Below are 15968 nucleotides of genomic sequence, written 5' to 3'. Positions count from 1 at the left end.
TGTAAAACGATCACATGACAGTCACAGACATCGCGAGCAGAACCTATAATCACGGTTGGCGCCTCGATCCGATCGTGCGCAGCCTGCTCGACACCGATTTTTACAAGTTGTTGATGCTGCAGATGATTCGGGAGTTCTACCCGAGTCAGCAGGTGACCTTCTCGGTCATCAACCGGACCCGGCGGGTGCGGCTCGGCGACGTCATCGACGAAGGCGAATTGCGCGCCCAGCTCGATCACGCCCGCACCATCCGCTTCGCCAAGAAGGAGTTGATCTGGCTGGCCGGTAACACGTTCTACGGCAAGACCCACATGTTCTCGCCGGAGTTCATCGCCTGGCTCGCCAATTTCCGCCTGCCCGAATACGAGCTGCGCAAGTCGGAGGGCCAGTACGAGCTGCATTTCCACGGACCCTGGACCCACACCACGATGTGGGAGATCCCGGCGCTCGCGATCGTCAACGAGCTGCGCTCGCGCCAGGCCATGAAGGGCCAGGGCCGGTTCGCACTCGACGTGCTGTTCGCCCGCGCCAAGGCCAAGCTGTGGGCCAAAGTGGAGCGGCTGCGCAAGCTCGAGGGGCTGCGGCTGTCGGATTTCGGCACCCGCCGCCGCCACGGCTTCCTGTGGCAGCGCTGGTGCGTCGAGGCCGTCAAGGAAGGTCTCGGCTCGTCGTTCACCGGCACCTCCAACGTGCTGCTGGCGATGGACAACGACCTCGAGGCCATCGGCACCAACGCGCATGAGCTGCCGATGGTCGCGGCGGCACTTGCCAAGGACGATGACGAGCTGCGCTTCGCGCCGTATCGCATTCTCGACCAGTGGCGGCAGACCTACGCAGGCAACCTGCTGATCGCGCTGCCCGACGCGTTCGGGACCAAGGCCTTCCTGCGCGACGCACCCGACTGGGTCGCCGACTGGACCGGCTTCCGTCCCGACAGCGCGCCGCCGATCCAGGCCGGCGAGGAGATCATCGCCTGGTGGAAATCGAAGGGGCGCGATCCCAAGCAGAAGCTGCTCGTGTTCTCCGACGCGATGGACGTCGAATCGATCGAGCAGCTCCATCATCGATTCTCCGATCAGGTGCGGCTGTCGTTCGGCTGGGGCACCAACCTGACCAACGATTTCGTCGGCTGCTCGCCGGACGGCTCGGTCGACCTCGATCCGATCTCGCTGGTCTGCAAGGTGACGTCGGCAGACGGGCATCCCGCCGTGAAGCTGTCCGACAACCCGGAGAAGGCGACCGGCGATCCCGCCGAGATCGCCCGTTATCTCCGCGTGTTCGGCGATGCCGGCCGGGTGCGCACGCCGGTGGTCGTCTAGGCCGCCCGACAGCCCACGGCGATTTCTCTTTCCTGCCACGTTTCTTGTTCCTGCTTTGTTCGAAATGCGGTAAAATCGTCGCACAAGCGCGCAGATCGGGTGACAGGAGATCGTTGGCATGCGTCGGGTGATCGGCCGAGTTGGACAGCTACTATCTGCAACCATCCTTGTCGTCGGCGCGATCCTGATCTCGACCGGGCCTGCTGCCGCCGACAAGCGCGTGGCGCTGGTGATCGGCAACTCCATTCACGAGCGCGCGCCACTGCTGGACGAGCCGGCGGCGGATGCCCGGCTGATCGCCGACAGCCTGTCGCGGCTCGGCTTCGCCCTGAGCGGCGGTGCCGCGCAGATCGACCTCGACAGGCGAGGCTTTGATCGCGCGCTTGCCGAGTTCAAGGGCCGGATCGCCGACGCCGACGTCGCGCTGATCTATTATGCCGGCTATGGGCTCAACCTGGGCGGCGCCGATTATCTCGTCCCGGTCGACGCGGCACCGGCGACAGCTGCGGATCTCAACACCGAGCTGCGCGACCTGACTGCGATTCTGCGCGAGCTGGGCGGATCGAGCCCCCGGCAGAACGTGATCATTCTCGACGCCTTCCGCTCCAATCCGTTCGCCGGGCGCGGCATCGCCGGTCTTGCCGCCGGCCTCGTCCCGGTCGACGTTTCCGCACGGACCGTGATCTCCTTTGCCGCACAGGCCGGGACGACAGGACAGCGCGGCCCGGACGGCCACGGCGTGTTCGCCGCAGCCCTTGCAGAGGCGCTCCAGCAGCCTGGCCAACGTCTGATCGAGATCCTCAACCAGACCGACGCCGCGGTGGAGCGCGCCACCAGCGGAGCGCAGCGGCCGCTCGTCATGTTCACGTCGATAGACAGCGGCGCTCAACTGAGCGCCGCCGCCGCGAAGCCGACGCAGCCGGCCGGCCCTGACGCCGCCCGGAGCAGCGCTCCCGTTTCGAGCCCGACCGCCTCGTCCGACGCGGCAGATGCGCGGACGCCCGGACTTGCCGTGCTGTATGATGAGGATCTCTCTGACCCCAAGGGTAGGCGCTATTCCGGCTCGATCACCTGGCGGACCGAGACGGTCAAGAACGCACAATCAGGACGGCTCATGCCGGTGATCCGTGGCGAGATCGACATTCCCGAGCGCAAGCTGAAGGTCAGCCTGCAGCTGCGCCGCAACGACGATCCCAGCCTGCCGGCCAGCCATGTCGCCGAGCTCACATTCAGGCCCGCTGCCGACTTCGTCGGTGGCGGCATCAGCAGCGTCCCGGGAATGCTGATGAAGACGGATGAGAAGTCGCGCGGGACGCCGCTTGCCGGGCTTTCCGTCAAGATCACCGAAGGTTCATTCCTGGTGGGCTTGTCCAACGTCGAGGCCGATCGCGCGCGCAACGAGGAACTCCTCGCACGGCGCGAATGGTTCGACATCCCGGTCGTCTATGCGAACCAGCGCCGGGGCATCCTCGCCATCGGCAAAGGTCCCAGTGGAGATCGGGTATTCGCCGACGCACTCGCGGCCTGGGACAAATCCCAGCCGACGAAATGATGAGGCATAAGGCGAGAGGGCAACGGAGCGGAATTTTTGGAGCGGGCGAAGGGGTTCGAACCCTCGACCCCGACCTTGGCAAGGTCGTGCTCTACCACTGAGCTACACCCGCATCCGTGACGCCTTGGCGGCGTGGCCGCCAGCGACGGGCAGACCTATGCCAAATGCCGCGGACGAATGCAACAGGTCTGCGACAGGTTTCGTACGCCGACGACGTTCAAATTTTTGCGGTCGGGGCCGGCCGAACCGGGCCCAAACCTGCCCATCACCGGGCCGCGATGGGCGCTGATTGAAATTTCCAGCTGGACCGCCACTTAAAGCGAGAGAAAACGTGTATTGAGGCGCGGCGGCGGCCGGTTCCCGGTCGCCGTCCATCGGAATTTTTCGGACGAGGGACCCCGTGACCATTGTTGAGCAGGGCGGCGGAGCGGCGCCGCAGGTGCCGGATCTGATCAAGGACACCACGACGCAGAGCTTCGTGAAGGACGTCATCGAGGAATCGAAGCGGCAGCCGGTCCTCATCGACTTCTGGGCGCCGTGGTGCGGACCGTGCAAGCAGCTGACGCCCATCCTGGAAAAGGCCGTCAAGGCCGCCAATGGCAAGGTCAAGCTGGTCAAGATGAACATCGACGAGCATCCGGCCATTCCCGGCCAGATGGGGATCCAGTCGATTCCGGCCGTGATCGCGTTCGTCGGCGGACGGCCCGCCGATGGCTTCATGGGTGCCGTGCCCGAGAGCCAGGTCGCCGCCTTCATCGAAAAGATCACCAAGGGCGTTCCGGGCGTCGGCGAGCCCGACATCGCCGAAATCCTCAAGGAAGCCGAAGCCGCACTCGCCGAGGGCGATGCGGCTGGCGCGGCCGAGATCTATGCCGAGGTGCTCGCGGTCGATGCCGCCAACATCCCGGCGATCGCCGGGCTTGCGAAGTGCCAGGTCGAGCTCGGCGCGATCGACGAGGCCAAGCAGACGCTTGCGATGGTCCCGGACGCCAAGCGTAGCGATTCGGCGGTCTCCGCCGTGCAGGCCGCGATCGATCTGGCCGAGCAAGCCCAGTCGCTCGGGCCAGTCGGCGAGCTCGAACAGAAGGTCGCCGCCAATCCGCTCGACCACCAGGCGCGTTTTGACCTGGCGACGGCGCTGAACGCCGCGGGCAAGCGGAAGGAAGCCACCGATCAGCTGCTCGAGATCGTGAAGCGCGACCGCAAATGGAACGAGGACGGCGCGCGCAAGCAGCTCGTGCAGTTCTTCGAAGCCTGGGGCGGCGCAGACGAGGCCACCATCGAGGGCCGCAAGCGGCTGTCGACGATCCTGTTTTCGTAACCCGGCTGGACGGGACGCGCGCTCGTTCCAGCGGACACGAGGTATCGCATGCCGATCAATGCCGAATATCGCGGTCCCGCCGAGCTGCCGGAGATCGTTCCGGTGTTTCCATTGGCGGGAGCCTTGCTGTTGCCGCGCGGCCAAATGCCGCTCAACATTTTCGAGCCGCGCTATCTCGCGATGGTCGACGATGCGCTTCGCGACGGCCATCGGCTCATTGGCATGATCCAGCCCGACGTCACGCATTCCTCCAGCGAGGAGCGGCCGGTGCTGTTCAAGGTCGGCTGCGTCGGCCGGATCACGCAGCTCGCCGAGTCCGGCGATGGCCGCTACATCCTCGAGCTCACGGGCGTGTCCCGCTTCAAGGTGGTCGAGGAAATGACGGTGCTCACGCCCTATCGGCAGTGCAAGGTCGATTATTTCCCGTTCGTCGATGATTTCACGGCGCGCAAGGGTGAGGACGCGGTCGACCGCGAGGCGCTGCTCGCGGTGCTCACCGACTTCCTCAAAGCGAACAATCTCAAGGTCGACTGGGCCGGCATCGAAGCGGCGCCGAACGAAGCGCTCGTGAACGCGCTGGCGATGATGTCGCCCTACGGCCCGGCGGAGAAGCAGGCGATGCTCGAGGCGCCGGACCTCAAGACCCGCGCCGAAATCCTCATCGCCGTGACCGAGATGGATCTCGCCAAGAAGCGGACCTCGGGCGATCCGCCGCTGCAATGATCATTCGGCGGCGGCCGCACGCGGCGCTGGCGGCGCCGCCGTGAGACGCATCAGCGCGATGGTGGCGAGGATCACCCCGATGTAAACCGCGAGCTGCATCGCGGTGGGCTGATCCGTATAGCCGATCAGGGCCTTGAGGGTCCGTCCGGCGACGCCACGCTCGGGCAGAACCGCGCTCGAATCCCACACCACCTGGTCGAACGTTGTCAGCCAGTTGGCGCGGGCGAGAAAGAACACCGCCTGCGCGGCCATTCCCGCCGACAGCAGGGTGATCAGCACGGTGGTGGTCTTGAACAGGGCGCGCGGCGGGATGCGCATCAGGCCGAGATAGGTCGCGAGACAGACGGCAACGCCGAGCAGCAGGCCGAGGACGCCGCCACCGAGCAGCGCCCGCCCGCCGCCGTCACCGGAGGCCGCCACGCCATAGAGAAACAGCGCGACCTCGCTGCCCTCGCGCAACACGGCGATGGCGATCACGGTCGCCAGCGCGACCAGCGGCTTGGCGCCTTCGGCCACCGCTTGGCCCATCGTCCGCAACTCGTTGCTCATCTCGCGGCCGTGCCGGGCCATCCAGACATTGTGCCAGGTCAGCATGATCACGGCAGCCGACAGGACCCCTGCATTGAACAATTCCTGTCCCATGCCTTCGAATAGCTGAGTCAGCGTGCCCGCGAACGCCGCGACGATGCATGCGCCGACCAGGCCGGCAAACAGCCCCGCGCCGATCCAGCGCAGGCGATGCGGGACCGCGCTGGTGACGGCGAGCACGATGCCGACGATCAGGCCGGCTTCGAACACTTCGCGGAAGACGATGATCAGGGCGGCGAGCATGGGATCTGGACCTATTGGACGTTGACGAAGCCGCGGGCCTTTTCGTTGAAGTCGTTATAGAACTCGTACCGCCCGGACTTCATGGCGCGGACGTTGAGCACCGCCTCGCTGTTGGCCGCGATCACCTTCTCGACCTTCAGGGTCTCGCTCTCGAACTCGATGGCCTTGCTCTCCATGTTCTTGACGCGGATCGTCAGCGGCGCGTCGGCAGGAACGGTCGGCTCCTTGGGCTCGAATTGACCATTGGCATAGGTGAGGCAGATCTCGTTCGATTCCCCAGCGTGCGCCTGCGCTGCCATCAGCAGCATGCCGACGCTTCCACCTACGACGACCAACTTCCGCACCACGTCGACCAACATCGATCCGTCCCCTCTCCTATCCCGACAAGCAAATCGGAGAACGGTTGCGCGCCCGGATCGATGTCGACGCCGGGCACCCGTTCGCGACGACGAACAACTAAGCGGCTCGTCGCCGTGTCTGCAAAGAGACTCCTTCTAAGTTAGAACCATTCTTGGCGAATGTGTCGTGGCAGTGGCCTCGCGGTGAACGGAGTGCGGCCGAACGGCAGTTAAGGCGATGCAGCGGTTGCAAAGCGTCGCAATGCCGTCATCTCGCCGAGTTTGTGCCGCGGCTATGTCGACCGGATGCGCAGCGTCAGTAGCCGGCGATGGCGAGGAGGACCACGCCGGCGAGCATGATCCAGCCGAAATGCCGCGCGCGCGTCGCCAGCGCATTGGCGCCTGCAGCGAAGGTGAACACGACGATGACGGTGACCACCGTCCAATGCCGCGCCGACTCCGACGCCATTCGCGGGGCGGCCGTGAGCAGCACGCCACAGCCGATCCACGCCACCGTGCCCGTTTGCCAGACCAGCCGCAGCAGGGTTCGCAACCGCTCCGGCGAGATGGTGGCACGCGCGAACACCATCGTCTCGCCGAGCACGCCATGGATCACGGCGACGGTGATCGCCATCAGCCCCGCGGTTACGAGCAGCGCATCGCGCATGGCACGCCTTCCATACAGTTATGTATGGAAGATGCACGAAGCCCTGGCGGCCGTCAATACAGTTATGTATGGTCGCCCTGATGGTGACGACATGACCGATCAGCTCTCCGCCGACGATTGGCTGACACAGGGATTGAAGGTGCTGGCCACCCGGGGCTTCACCGCGCTGAAGGCGGAGCCGCTGGCGAAAGCCATGGGCGTGTCGCGCGGCAGCTTCTACTGGCATTTCGCCGATGTGGCCGCGTTTCACGCCGCCCTCCTCAAAAAGTGGCGGGAGATTGCGGCCGAGCAGATCATCACCGGGGTGGAGGCGAGCGCCGGCGACCAGCCGGCGATTGCCGTGCTCCTCCGGCGCGCGTTCACCGTCAGACTCACCCTGGAGCGCGCCGTGCGCAGCTGGGCCGGATCCGACCCCGCCGCGCGCCAGGCCGTCCAGGCCATCGACAGACGCCGGCTGGGCTATGTCGAGAGCCTGCTTTCAGCCGAAGGACTGATGCCGGCGATCGCGCACGCACGCGCCCAGGTGCTGTACTGGGCCTTCCTCGGCCACGCGCTGTCGGATCGGCCGTTGCCGGCCCAGCAACTGGACACGGTCATCGACGAGCTGATCCGGATCGCCCTGCACAAGCCTTGAAGGACGACAACCAGGCGGACGATATGCTACAGAGGCGCCCGCCGGAGACCCTTGCCATGAACGCCCCGCTCGAACGCCCCGCCAATTCCGTCGATCCCAAGCTGCTCGAGATCCTGGTCTGCCCGATGACCAAGGGCCCGCTGGAATACGACGCGGCGAAGCAGGAGCTGGTCTCGCGGTCGGCGAAGCTCGCCTACCCGATCCGCGACGGCATCCCGATCATGCTGCCGGAGGAAGCGCGGAAGATCGACTGACCGATGCGGCCCGTCGTGATCCGCTGCGCACTCGCCGTGGCGCTGATGGCCCTCACCTCGGTGGTCTCGGCCGAGGAGAGCGCCGTCCGCATTGGCGCACTCGACGCCGTCTTGACCACGCCAGCGGGCGTCGAGCGCCCTCCGGTGGCGCTGCTGATCGCCGGCTCCGGGTCGACGGACCGGGACGGCAATGGGCCGCAGCTCAAGCCGGCGACCTTGAAGAAGCTCGCCGAGCGGCTCGCCGCCCAGGGCATCGCCAGCCTGCGCTACGACAAGCGCGGCGCGCGCGGCTGGAAGGCGGAGTTCGGCCGCCCGGAAGACTTCCGCTTCAAGGACTATGTCGGCGACGCCGCCGCGCTGGTCGACTTCCTGCGCGGCAAGTTCGCCCGGATCGTCCTGGTCGGCCACAGCGAGGGCGGCCTGGTCGCCATCCTCACCGCCCGTCGCACCCCGGTCGACCGTCTCGTCCTGCTCGCGTCGTCGGCGCGGCGGCAGGGCGATCTGCTCAAGGCGCAGCTCGAGAAGAAGCTGCCGGCCGCGAAGATGGAGCCGGTCGCCAAGGCGATCGATGCCATCATGGCCGGGCAGATCGTGGACCCGCCACCGCCCGAACTGCCGATCGCCCCGAGCATGCAGCCGAGCATCGGCTCCGCCTTCGCCGAGGATCCGATTGATCCGCTCAAGCAACTCACGATCCCGATCCTGATCGTCGGCGGCGCCCGCGACCACCAGATCGCACGCCTCGACATGGTCGCGCTCGCCGCCGCCGCACCGGCCGCCAAGTCGCTGTGGCTGCTGGAGATGAACCACGTTCTGGTCGACGTCGCCAACGAGGACGAGAACCTCGCCTCCTACAACGATCCAGACCGCCCGCTCGACCCCGACATGATCGACGCCGTCGCCGGTTTCATCGCCGCCGCAGGCCCGCGCTGAACCTCAAAGCGCCTCGCCCTTCAGCAGCCGCGGCATCTCGCCGGTGAGCCCCGCGGCCTGCTTGATGAACAGCTCCTTCAACGGCGGCGCGCGATCGACGATCCCAAGGCCGATGTCGCGCACGGCCCGCAACAGCGTCGATTTATTGGAGAACAGGAAGTTCAGCGAGTTGGTGGCGACGCCCATCGCCATCGTGTCGAAGCGGCGCCAGCGCTGATAGCGCTCGAGGACATCGACCTGCCCCGGGTCGATTCCCATTCTTGCCGCATCGACCACGACCTCGGCCAGTGCGGCGACGTCCTTCAGCCCCATGTTGAGCCCCTGCCCCGCGATGGGGTGGATCACATGGGCGGCGTCGCCAACCAGCGCCAGCCGCGGCGCGATGAACGAGCGGGCGACGAAGTAGGACAGCGGAAACGCGCGCGGCTGGTCGAGCACCTTCAACTCGCCGAGATGCAGGCCGGCGCGCTTCTCCAGCTCGGCCTGGAATTCATCCGCGCTGAGCGCGACGAGGCGCTTCGCCTCGGCGCGCCGCTCGGTCCACACCAGCGAGGAGCGCTTGCCGGTCAGCGGCAGAATCGCGAATGGTCCGGGCGGAAGGAAATGCTCCTCGGCGCGGCCGCCATGGTCGCGCTCGTGACCGATGGTCACGACGATGCCGGACTGGTCATAGTCCCAGCCATGGGTCTGGATGCCCGCGCGCTCGCGCAGCTTCGAGCGCGCGCCGTCAGCGGCAACCAGCAGGCTCGCCTCGAGCTGGCTGCCGTCGCCCAGAGTCACCGCAATGCCGTCGGCCCGCGTCGCAAAGCCGGTCACCGGCATCGCCTTGAGCTCGACGCCTGCGGCCTCCGCATGCCGGACCAGCGCGTCGATCAAGAGCCGGTTCTCGACCATGTGCGCGAACGGCTCGCCGGCCTCGACCTGGCCCGCAAAGGTCAGGAACGCCGGGCGGATCGCATCCTCGGGCTTGGAGTCGGTGATGACCATGTCGAGGATCGGCTGCGCCTCGGGCGCGACATCGGCCCAGACCCCGATCGCGTCAAACAGCTTGCGGCAGGCCGCGACGATGGCGCTGGCGCGCGGATCACGGCTCGGCCGGTTCGCCAGCGCCGGATCGGCCACGATCACCGGCACCTCGGGCCCAAGCCCCTGACGGAGCGCCAACGCCAGCGCCAGGCCGGCAAACGCCCCGCCACAAATGACAATGCTTCGCTGTGTCGTCATGCCGCCCTGCTCACGGTTACTCTTGCGAGTGGAGTATAGCTGGGCGAAACAGGAGCGTGAAACAAGGTCTGCCCTCCGAGACCGTCATTTCCGGATGCCTGATCCCGCTAGAACGGGGCCGGAGCTGACGGCCGAGCCAGCGAAAGCACCACGCCATGTCCAAGGGACTGATCGACCTGATCTCGATCCTCGATCTCGAGCCGATCGAGGTGAACCTGTTCCGCGGCAACAGCCCGAAGACGAGCTGGCAGCGCGTGTTCGGCGGCCAAGTGATCGGCCAGGCGATGATGGCGGCGTGCCGCACTGTCGAGGGCCGGCTGCCGCATTCGCTGCACTGCTATTTCATCCTGCCCGGCGACCCGCAGGTGCCGATCATCTACCAGGTCGAGCGCCTGCGCGACGGCAAGAGCTATGCGACCCGGCGCGTCACCGCGATCCAGCACGGCAATGCGATCTTCTCGATCATGGTGTCCTTCCACAGCGACGAGGACAGCGCATTCAACCACCAGGACAAGATGCCGGACGTGCCGCCGCCGGAGAAGCTGACGGCGGAGGAGATCTCCAAGCAGCCGATGTTTCAGGAAGTCTTCCAAAGGATGCCGGACTTCATCCGCCGCTACTACGAATCCGACCGGCCGATCGAGCTGCGCCCCGTCGAACTGAACCGGTACTTCGGCCATAAGATCGAGGATGGCCGCATCAACGTCTGGATCAAGACGGCGGCGAAGCTGCCCGATGATCCGGCGCTGCACATGTGCGCGCTGGCCTATGCGTCGGACTTCTCGCTGCTCGACGCGGTCATGGCGCGCTATGGCCGCACCTTGTTCGACAAGCGCATGATGCCGGCCTCGCTGGATCATGCGATGTGGTTTCACCGGCCGTTCCGCGCCGACGAATGGCTGCTTTATGCGCAGGATTCGCCGAGCGCGCAGGGCGGCCGCGGGCTCACCCGCGGCTCGATCTTCAAGCCCGACGGCACGCTGGTCGCCTCCGTCGCGCAGGAGGGCTCGATCCGCGAGCGCCGGACGTAGCAGCCTCACACTGGCTGCGCCGTCCGCGGCACGACCGCGAATTGCGACACGTACCAGGCGCTGTACCAGCGCAGCAGCCACGGGATCGGAATGATCACCGAGCAGCCGAGCACGAACGCGAAGGTGCGCCACAGCACCTGCAGGCCCGAGCCGGTGAACACGACCTCGCGCCGCGTCCCCTGGATGTTGCGGCAGACCCAGCGCATCCAGGCGGTCAGCACCCAGGCCCAGCCGATGATGGTGATGCCCGACACGATCATCAGCAGGTACCAGCCGGCATAGACGACGGGGCTGCCTTCGAAATGGATCGGCAACCGCTCGCCATTCGAGGCGAGGTTGCTCAGAAGCCAGCGCAGCACCATCCAGCCCAGGAACGCCGGAGCGACCAGCGAGATCAGGTTGAGGATCGGCCGATCACTGAGGCCGACATAGGCCAGGACGCCCATGGCGATGAAGACGTACCAGATGTCGAGCGGCTGGCCGGTGAAGGTCAGGTTCGGCCGGCCGGGCACCCTCATCCGCTCGATCACGTAGCGGTAGAGGTAGACGGCGGTCCACGGCGTGATGACGATCAGGAACTGGCCGACGACATACAGCAAGGTCCAGCCGAGATAGGACCAGGTCTCGAGCGTGACCGAGAGCGCGCCGGCCGAGGCGGCGCCGCCGGAATCGAACGCGGGCGGCGTGGCCGGCGACATGCTCGGCACGCCCGACATCAGGCCGGGAATGTGCCCGGCCTTCTCCCAGCCGGCCATCCCGTCGCTCCACAGCAGCGTCTCGGCCGTGACGACACCCCGGGCGATCAGGTCGCGCAGTTCGTCTTCCGAAATGGGGCCCTGTTGCTGGCCTTGCGCCGCGTAATACCAGGAACGATTCGACATGGGATGTCCTTGAGTGGAGGATGGCAGGAAAACGTCTTCAGTCTGTCGGGCGATGTCGCGTTCCGTTCAGTGATATCCGTCACTCCTTGACGTTTTCGCTTAACGCTGCGCTGATTTTGTGCCATTTGCCTAGGAACAGGCCAAAACGGCCGTCCCAAGCCTGCCTCCGAAACAGGCGGCTTCGACCCGAGGAAACCAAGGCCCGCCCATGAAGCTCGTCGTCGCGATCATCAAACCCTTCAAGCTCGACGAGGTGCGCCAGGCCCTCACCGCGATCGGCGTCCACGGCATGACCGTCACCGAGGTGAAGGGCTACGGCCGCCAGAAGGGCCATACCGAGATCTACCGCGGCGCCGAGTATATCGTGAACTTCCTGCCCAAGCTGCGCATCGAGATCGCGGTCAACTCCGACATCGCCGAGAAGGCGGTCGAGGTAATCACGACGCACGCGCGCACCGGCCAGATCGGCGACGGCAAGATCTTCGTGACGCCAATCGATCATGCCCGCCGCATCCGCACCGGCGAGACCGACACCGACGCACTCTAAGCCCGTCAAGCAGCCGCAACGGCTGCACGCCCGCCGCAACGGCGCGGCGAACTGCAAGATCCTAACATCTGACATGCCGGGGGGACTGTCATGGAGACCTGCGCGTCTCGTTGCCTGCGCGCGTCTGCAGCATTGGCTGCAGCGGGCGCGATTGCCTTCACCACGCCAGCAGCGGCCGCAGCGCCGTCCACGATCGAACCGGCCGACACCGCCTGGATGATCGTCGCCACCGCTTTGGTGCTGATGATGACCATTCCGGGTCTGGCGCTGTTCTACTCGGGCATGGTGCGCAAGAAGAACGTGCTGGCGACGATGGCGCAGAGCCTCGCAGCCGTGATGCTGATCTCGATCCTGTGGGTCGCATTCGGCTACTCGCTGGCCTTCGTCGGCGACGGCACCTGGATCGGCTCGCTCGACCGCGCCTTCCTCGCCGGCATGGGCATGGACAGCGTCCATCCCGGCGCCAAGACGATCCCCGAGTCGCTGTTCATGCTGTACCAGATGACGTTCGCGATCATCACGGTGGCGCTGGTGGCGGGCTCCGTCGCCGACCGCATGCGCTTCTCGGCCTACCTCCTGTTCAGCATCGCATGGTTCATCTTCGTCTATGTGCCGCTGGCGCATTGGATCTGGGGCGGCGGCTTTCTCGCGCAGGCCGGCGTGGTCGACTTCGCCGGCGGTCTCGTCGTGCATCTCTCCGCGGGCACCGCGGGATTGGTCGCGGCGCTGGTGATGGGACGCCGCCAGGGCTATGGCAGCGAGAACCTTTCGCCGTTCGATCTGTCGCTCGCGGTGGTCGGCACTGGCCTGCTCTGGGTCGGCTGGTTCGGCTTCAATGGCGGCTCGGCGCTCGGGGCGAATGCGCATGCCGTGATGGCGATCCTCACGACGCATCTCGCCGCCTGCGCCGGCGCCGTCACCTGGGGCGCGCTGGAATGGTCGACGCGGCGCAAGCCGTCGGTGCTCGGCATGATCTCCGGCGCGGTGGCCGGCCTCGGCACCATCACGCCCGCGTCCGGCTTCGTCGCCCCCTGGCATGGCCTGGTGATCGGCGCGCTCGCCGGTATCATCTGCTACTGGGCCTGCACCTCGCTGAAGCACCGCTTCAACTATGACGATTCGCTCGACGTGTTCGGCGTCCACGGCGTCGGCGGCCTCACCGGCACGCTGCTGGCCGGCGTGTTCGCGACCGCCGCGATCGGCGGCACAGCCGGGCTGATCGAGGGCAACCCGAAGCAGCTCGCGGCCCAGCTCTACGGCGTCGCCGTCACCCTGGTGTGGTCGGGCGGCGTCACCTGGGGGCTCCTCAAGTTGGTCAGCGCCTTCGTGCCGCTGCGGGTGTCGCGCGAGCACGAGCTGGAAGGACTCGACATCTCCCAGCATGGCGAGGCGCTGCAATAGCTGCAGCAATTGGCGCCAATTGACCTGTTCGGCGTCGCGGGATTCTGCCCGCGCGGTGAGCAGCATTGTGTCTTGAGCCTGACATGCGTAACTTTTGCGCATGCATGCCCATTCCTTGAGCGCGACGGAATAGCGCAGCCTTTGATGCCCCCGGTGAGGGGTGAAAAGGTCAGGATTCACCGCTCGTTAGCCCTGACCAGCCGTCTGGCACGGCATTTGATTCTATCGCTCCCGGCTGTGCCCGCGTCGTGAAGCTTTCTCCGCGTGGTGAACCTCAGTCGACAGGAAGCGCTCGGTAACGTCCGTGCCGGGCCCAAGCGGGGATAGGACCCATGAAAATTGTTATGGCGATCATTAAGCCATTCAAGCTCGAAGAAGTCCGGGACGCCCTGACCGCCATCGGCGTTCATGGTCTCACGGTCACCGAAGTGAAGGGATACGGCCGCCAGAAAGGCCACACGGAGATCTACCGCGGCGCCGAATATGCGGTGAGCTTCCTGCCCAAGATCAAGATCGAGGTCGCGATCCCCTCGGACCAGGTCGACAAGACCATCGACGCCATCAGCACGGCCGCCAAGACCGGCCAGATCGGCGACGGCAAGATCTTCGTCATCAGCCTCGACCACGCCGTGCGCATCCGCACCGGCGAAGCGGACGCTGCGGCTCTCTGATTTCGCGCTCAAACCAGAACACTTACGGAGTAGAAGAAAATGACGTTCAAACGTCCAACCAGCGCGGGATGGGTTACGCTCGCAGTCGCAGGGCTCTGCGTCGCAGGCCTCGCCGATGTGGCGTTCGCTGAAGACGCGCCGGCCGCCGCTGCCGCAGCCGCCCCCGTTCCCAACAAGGGCGACGTCGCCTGGATGCTGATCTCCAGCGCCCTCGTCCTGATGATGTCCATCCCGGGCCTCGCGCTGTTCTATGGCGGCCTCGTCCGCACCAAGAACATGGCCTCCGTCCTGACCCAGGTGTTCGCGATCGTCGCCATGGTCGGCGTGGTCTGGACCCTCTACGGCTACTCGATGGCCTTCACCGACGGCGGCAGCATGACCTCGTGGGTCGGCGGCTTCGGCAAGGCCTTCCTGAAGGGCGTCGATGCCAACTCGACCGTTCCGACCTTCTCGAACGGCGTGGTCATCCCGGAACTGGCGTACTTCGTGTTCCAGATGACCTTCGCGATGATCACCCCGGCCCTGATCGTCGGCGCCTTCGCCGAACGCATCAAGTTCTCGGCGGTGATGCTGTTCATCCTGCTCTGGGTGACCTTCATCTACTTCCCGATCGCGCACTGGGTCTGGTACATCGCAGCTCCCGATGACATCGCTGCTGCTGCCAAGGCTCTCGCCGCCGCTGGCGACGCTGCCGCCAAGACCGCTGCCCAGGCCAAGCTCGACGAAGTCACCGGCGCTGTCGGCTGGCTCGCCGGCGCTGGCGCTCTCGACTTCGCAGGCGGCACCGTCGTCCACATCAATGCCGGCATCGCCGGCCTGGTGGGCGCGGTCCTGATCGGCAAGCGCACCGGCTACGGCAAGGAGCTGATGGCTCCGCACTCGCTGACCATGACCATGATCGGCGCCGCGCTGCTGTGGGTCGGCTGGTTCGGCTTCAATGCCGGCTCCAACCTGGAGTCGAACGGCGTCACCGCGCTGGCCTTCGTCAACACCATGGTCGCCACCGCCGGTGCGGCGCTGTCCTGGCTGCTGTGCGAATGGGCGGTCAAGGGCAAGCCCTCGCTGCTCGGCATCTGCTCGGGCGCGGTTGCCGGTCTCGTCGCCGTCACCCCGGCCTCCGGTTATGCCGGTCCGATCGGCGCTCTGGTGCTCGGCCTGATCGTCTCCCCGGTCTGCCTGTTCTTCGTCTCCACCGTGAAGAACGCGCTCGGCTATGACGACGCGCTCGACGTGTTCGGCGTGCACTGCATCGGCGGCATCATCGGCGCCCTGGCCACCGGCATCCTGGTCAACCCGGCTCTGGGTGGCGTCGGCATCACCGACTACACCAACATCACCGGCAACAACGCTGGCACCTACGACTTCGCCACGCAGATGCTGGCGCAGCTCAAGGCTGTCGTCGCCACGCTGGTGTGGTCGGGTGTCGGCTCGGCGATCCTCTACAAGGTCGTCGACGTGGTCATCGGCCTGCGCCCGACCGTGGAGCAGGAGCGCGAGGGTCTCGACATCACCGACCACGGCGAGCGCGCCTACAACTACTGAGTTCTCCCGGGACTTGGTCGTACGCGACCAGGTCCGCAACTTCGGTTCGGGCAAATACCCGGCAATGCCCTGACCGTTGAGGGGCTCCAGCGCAAGCTG

The 15968-nt window shown here is 66.2% G+C and carries 17 protein-coding genes and 1 tRNA gene; 12 read left to right on the top strand and 6 right to left on the bottom strand.

The genetic code is table 11. From position 1 onward, the window contains the following. Positions 1-14: 14 nt before the first annotated feature. Complete coding sequence (pncB, locus tag QX135_RS02735; protein ID WP_315758706.1) at positions 15-1319, top strand: nicotinate phosphoribosyltransferase; 1305 nt, start codon at positions 15-17, stop codon at positions 1317-1319. 118 nt (positions 1320-1437) lie between these two features. Then, positions 1438-2871 carry a caspase domain-containing protein gene (locus QX135_RS02730; RefSeq protein ID WP_316233935.1) on the top strand — a complete coding sequence of 478 codons (1434 nt, stop codon included), beginning with the start codon at positions 1438-1440 and terminating at the stop codon, positions 2869-2871. A 37-nt stretch (positions 2872-2908) separates the two neighbouring features. Here QX135_RS02730 and QX135_RS02725 read toward each other — a convergent pair. Next, positions 2909-2983, bottom strand: a tRNA-Gly gene (locus tag QX135_RS02725). Between the two features lie 288 nt (positions 2984-3271). Between QX135_RS02725 and trxA the strand changes: the two genes are divergently transcribed. Then, positions 3272-4192 carry a thioredoxin gene (trxA, locus tag QX135_RS02720; protein ID WP_315781732.1) on the top strand — a complete coding sequence of 307 codons (921 nt, stop codon included), beginning with the start codon at positions 3272-3274 and terminating at the stop codon, positions 4190-4192. 48 nt (positions 4193-4240) lie between these two features. Beyond that, the gene (locus QX135_RS02715; RefSeq protein ID WP_315715855.1) at positions 4241-4915 is read left to right on the top strand and encodes an LON peptidase substrate-binding domain-containing protein; all 675 of its coding nucleotides are present in this window, start codon (positions 4241-4243) and stop codon (positions 4913-4915) included. On the opposite strand, the gene QX135_RS02710 is transcribed toward QX135_RS02715, so the two are convergent. The 3 genes from QX135_RS02710 to QX135_RS02700 all read right to left on the bottom strand — a co-directional run bounded on the left by QX135_RS02710 (position 4916) and on the right by QX135_RS02700 (position 6751). Beyond that, a complete protein-coding gene (locus tag QX135_RS02710; RefSeq protein ID WP_315740641.1) occupies positions 4916-5746 on the bottom strand; it encodes an FTR1 family protein in 831 nt (276 codons plus the stop codon). It lies immediately after the preceding gene. A gap of 11 nt (positions 5747-5757) precedes the next feature. Then, the gene (locus tag QX135_RS02705; RefSeq protein ID WP_315740640.1) at positions 5758-6054 is read right to left on the bottom strand and encodes a cupredoxin domain-containing protein; all 297 of its coding nucleotides are present in this window, start codon (positions 6052-6054) and stop codon (positions 5758-5760) included. Positions 6055-6400: 346 nt separating this feature from the next. Continuing rightward, positions 6401-6751, bottom strand: coding sequence for a hypothetical protein (locus QX135_RS02700; RefSeq protein ID WP_315740639.1), 351 nt, complete (start codon positions 6749-6751; stop codon positions 6401-6403). 91 nt (positions 6752-6842) lie between these two features. Here QX135_RS02700 and QX135_RS02695 point away from each other — a divergent pair, with 91 nt between their 5' ends. Genes QX135_RS02695 through QX135_RS02685 form a run of 3 tightly spaced genes read left to right on the top strand, consistent with a single transcriptional unit; the run spans position 6843 to position 8572 of the window. After that, a complete protein-coding gene (locus QX135_RS02695; RefSeq protein WP_315740638.1) occupies positions 6843-7385 on the top strand; it encodes a TetR/AcrR family transcriptional regulator in 543 nt (180 codons plus the stop codon). Positions 7386-7441: 56 nt separating this feature from the next. Continuing rightward, positions 7442-7639, top strand: a complete 198-nt coding sequence (locus tag QX135_RS02690; RefSeq protein WP_006613415.1) for a Trm112 family protein — start codon at positions 7442-7444, stop codon at positions 7637-7639. Positions 7640-7642: 3 nt separating this feature from the next. Continuing rightward, entirely contained in the window at positions 7643-8572 is a 930-nt protein-coding gene (locus tag QX135_RS02685; RefSeq protein WP_315740637.1) for an alpha/beta hydrolase, read from the top strand. A 3-nt stretch (positions 8573-8575) separates the two neighbouring features. Here the strand turns inward: QX135_RS02685 and QX135_RS02680 are convergent, their stop codons facing one another. Beyond that, a complete protein-coding gene (locus QX135_RS02680) occupies positions 8576-9796 on the bottom strand; it encodes a ubiquinone biosynthesis hydroxylase (RefSeq protein WP_315740636.1) in 1221 nt (406 codons plus the stop codon). 155 nt (positions 9797-9951) lie between these two features. Here QX135_RS02680 and tesB point away from each other — a divergent pair, with 155 nt between their 5' ends. Further along, positions 9952-10827, top strand: a complete 876-nt coding sequence (gene tesB / locus QX135_RS02675; protein ID WP_315740635.1) for an acyl-CoA thioesterase II — start codon at positions 9952-9954, stop codon at positions 10825-10827. 5 nt (positions 10828-10832) lie between these two features. Here tesB and QX135_RS02670 read toward each other — a convergent pair whose 3' ends face one another. Continuing rightward, on the bottom strand, positions 10833-11708 hold the full coding sequence (locus QX135_RS02670) for a DUF4339 domain-containing protein (RefSeq protein ID WP_315740634.1): 876 nt from the start codon (positions 11706-11708) through the stop codon (positions 10833-10835). A 208-nt stretch (positions 11709-11916) separates the two neighbouring features. Here QX135_RS02670 and QX135_RS02665 point away from each other — a divergent pair, with 208 nt between their 5' ends. The 4 genes from QX135_RS02665 (at position 11917) to QX135_RS02650 (ending at position 15869) form a co-directional block, all read left to right on the top strand. Beyond that, the gene (locus QX135_RS02665) at positions 11917-12255 is read left to right on the top strand and encodes a P-II family nitrogen regulator (RefSeq protein ID WP_172112996.1); all 339 of its coding nucleotides are present in this window, start codon (positions 11917-11919) and stop codon (positions 12253-12255) included. 90 nt (positions 12256-12345) lie between these two features. After that, positions 12346-13656 (top strand): ammonium transporter, encoded by a 1311-nt coding sequence (locus QX135_RS02660; RefSeq protein ID WP_316178793.1) that lies wholly within the window; start codon positions 12346-12348, stop codon positions 13654-13656. A 332-nt stretch (positions 13657-13988) separates the two neighbouring features. Next, positions 13989-14327 carry a P-II family nitrogen regulator gene (locus tag QX135_RS02655; protein ID WP_284417133.1) on the top strand — a complete coding sequence of 113 codons (339 nt, stop codon included), beginning with the start codon at positions 13989-13991 and terminating at the stop codon, positions 14325-14327. A 39-nt stretch (positions 14328-14366) separates the two neighbouring features. Then, positions 14367-15869, top strand: coding sequence for an ammonium transporter (locus QX135_RS02650; protein WP_316178788.1), 1503 nt, complete (start codon positions 14367-14369; stop codon positions 15867-15869). Positions 15870-15968 lie beyond the last annotated feature (99 nt).

Origin of the sequence: Bradyrhizobium sp. SZCCHNR1098 (genome assembly GCF_032489375.1) — a bacterium.
Lineage (GTDB): Bacteria > Pseudomonadota > Alphaproteobacteria > Rhizobiales > Xanthobacteraceae > Bradyrhizobium.
Note: the sequence above shows the minus strand (reverse complement) of the source record. Positions and strands in the feature narration are given on the sequence as shown.

Coding starts and splice junctions, on each gene's coding strand:
- pncB (WP_315758706.1), top strand. CDS start 15: ATGACAGTCACAGACATCGCGAGCAGAACCTATAATCACGGTTGGCGC.
- QX135_RS02730 (WP_316233935.1), top strand. CDS start 1,438: ATGCGTCGGGTGATCGGCCGAGTTGGACAGCTACTATCTGCAACCATC.
- QX135_RS02715 (WP_315715855.1), top strand. CDS start 4,241: ATGCCGATCAATGCCGAATATCGCGGTCCCGCCGAGCTGCCGGAGATC.
- QX135_RS02710 (WP_315740641.1), bottom strand. CDS start 5,746: ATGCTCGCCGCCCTGATCATCGTCTTCCGCGAAGTGTTCGAAGCCGGC.
- QX135_RS02705 (WP_315740640.1), bottom strand. CDS start 6,054: ATGCTGCTGATGGCAGCGCAGGCGCACGCTGGGGAATCGAACGAGATC.
- QX135_RS02700 (WP_315740639.1), bottom strand. CDS start 6,751: ATGCGCGATGCGCTGCTCGTAACCGCGGGGCTGATGGCGATCACCGTC.
- QX135_RS02695 (WP_315740638.1), top strand. CDS start 6,843: ATGACCGATCAGCTCTCCGCCGACGATTGGCTGACACAGGGATTGAAG.
- QX135_RS02690 (WP_006613415.1), top strand. CDS start 7,442: ATGAACGCCCCGCTCGAACGCCCCGCCAATTCCGTCGATCCCAAGCTG.
- QX135_RS02685 (WP_315740637.1), top strand. CDS start 7,643: ATGCGGCCCGTCGTGATCCGCTGCGCACTCGCCGTGGCGCTGATGGCC.
- QX135_RS02680 (WP_315740636.1), bottom strand. CDS start 9,796: ATGACGACACAGCGAAGCATTGTCATTTGTGGCGGGGCGTTTGCCGGC.
- tesB (WP_315740635.1), top strand. CDS start 9,952: ATGTCCAAGGGACTGATCGACCTGATCTCGATCCTCGATCTCGAGCCG.
- QX135_RS02670 (WP_315740634.1), bottom strand. CDS start 11,708: ATGTCGAATCGTTCCTGGTATTACGCGGCGCAAGGCCAGCAACAGGGC.
- QX135_RS02665 (WP_172112996.1), top strand. CDS start 11,917: ATGAAGCTCGTCGTCGCGATCATCAAACCCTTCAAGCTCGACGAGGTG.
- QX135_RS02660 (WP_316178793.1), top strand. CDS start 12,346: ATGGAGACCTGCGCGTCTCGTTGCCTGCGCGCGTCTGCAGCATTGGCT.
- QX135_RS02655 (WP_284417133.1), top strand. CDS start 13,989: ATGAAAATTGTTATGGCGATCATTAAGCCATTCAAGCTCGAAGAAGTC.
- QX135_RS02650 (WP_316178788.1), top strand. CDS start 14,367: ATGACGTTCAAACGTCCAACCAGCGCGGGATGGGTTACGCTCGCAGTC.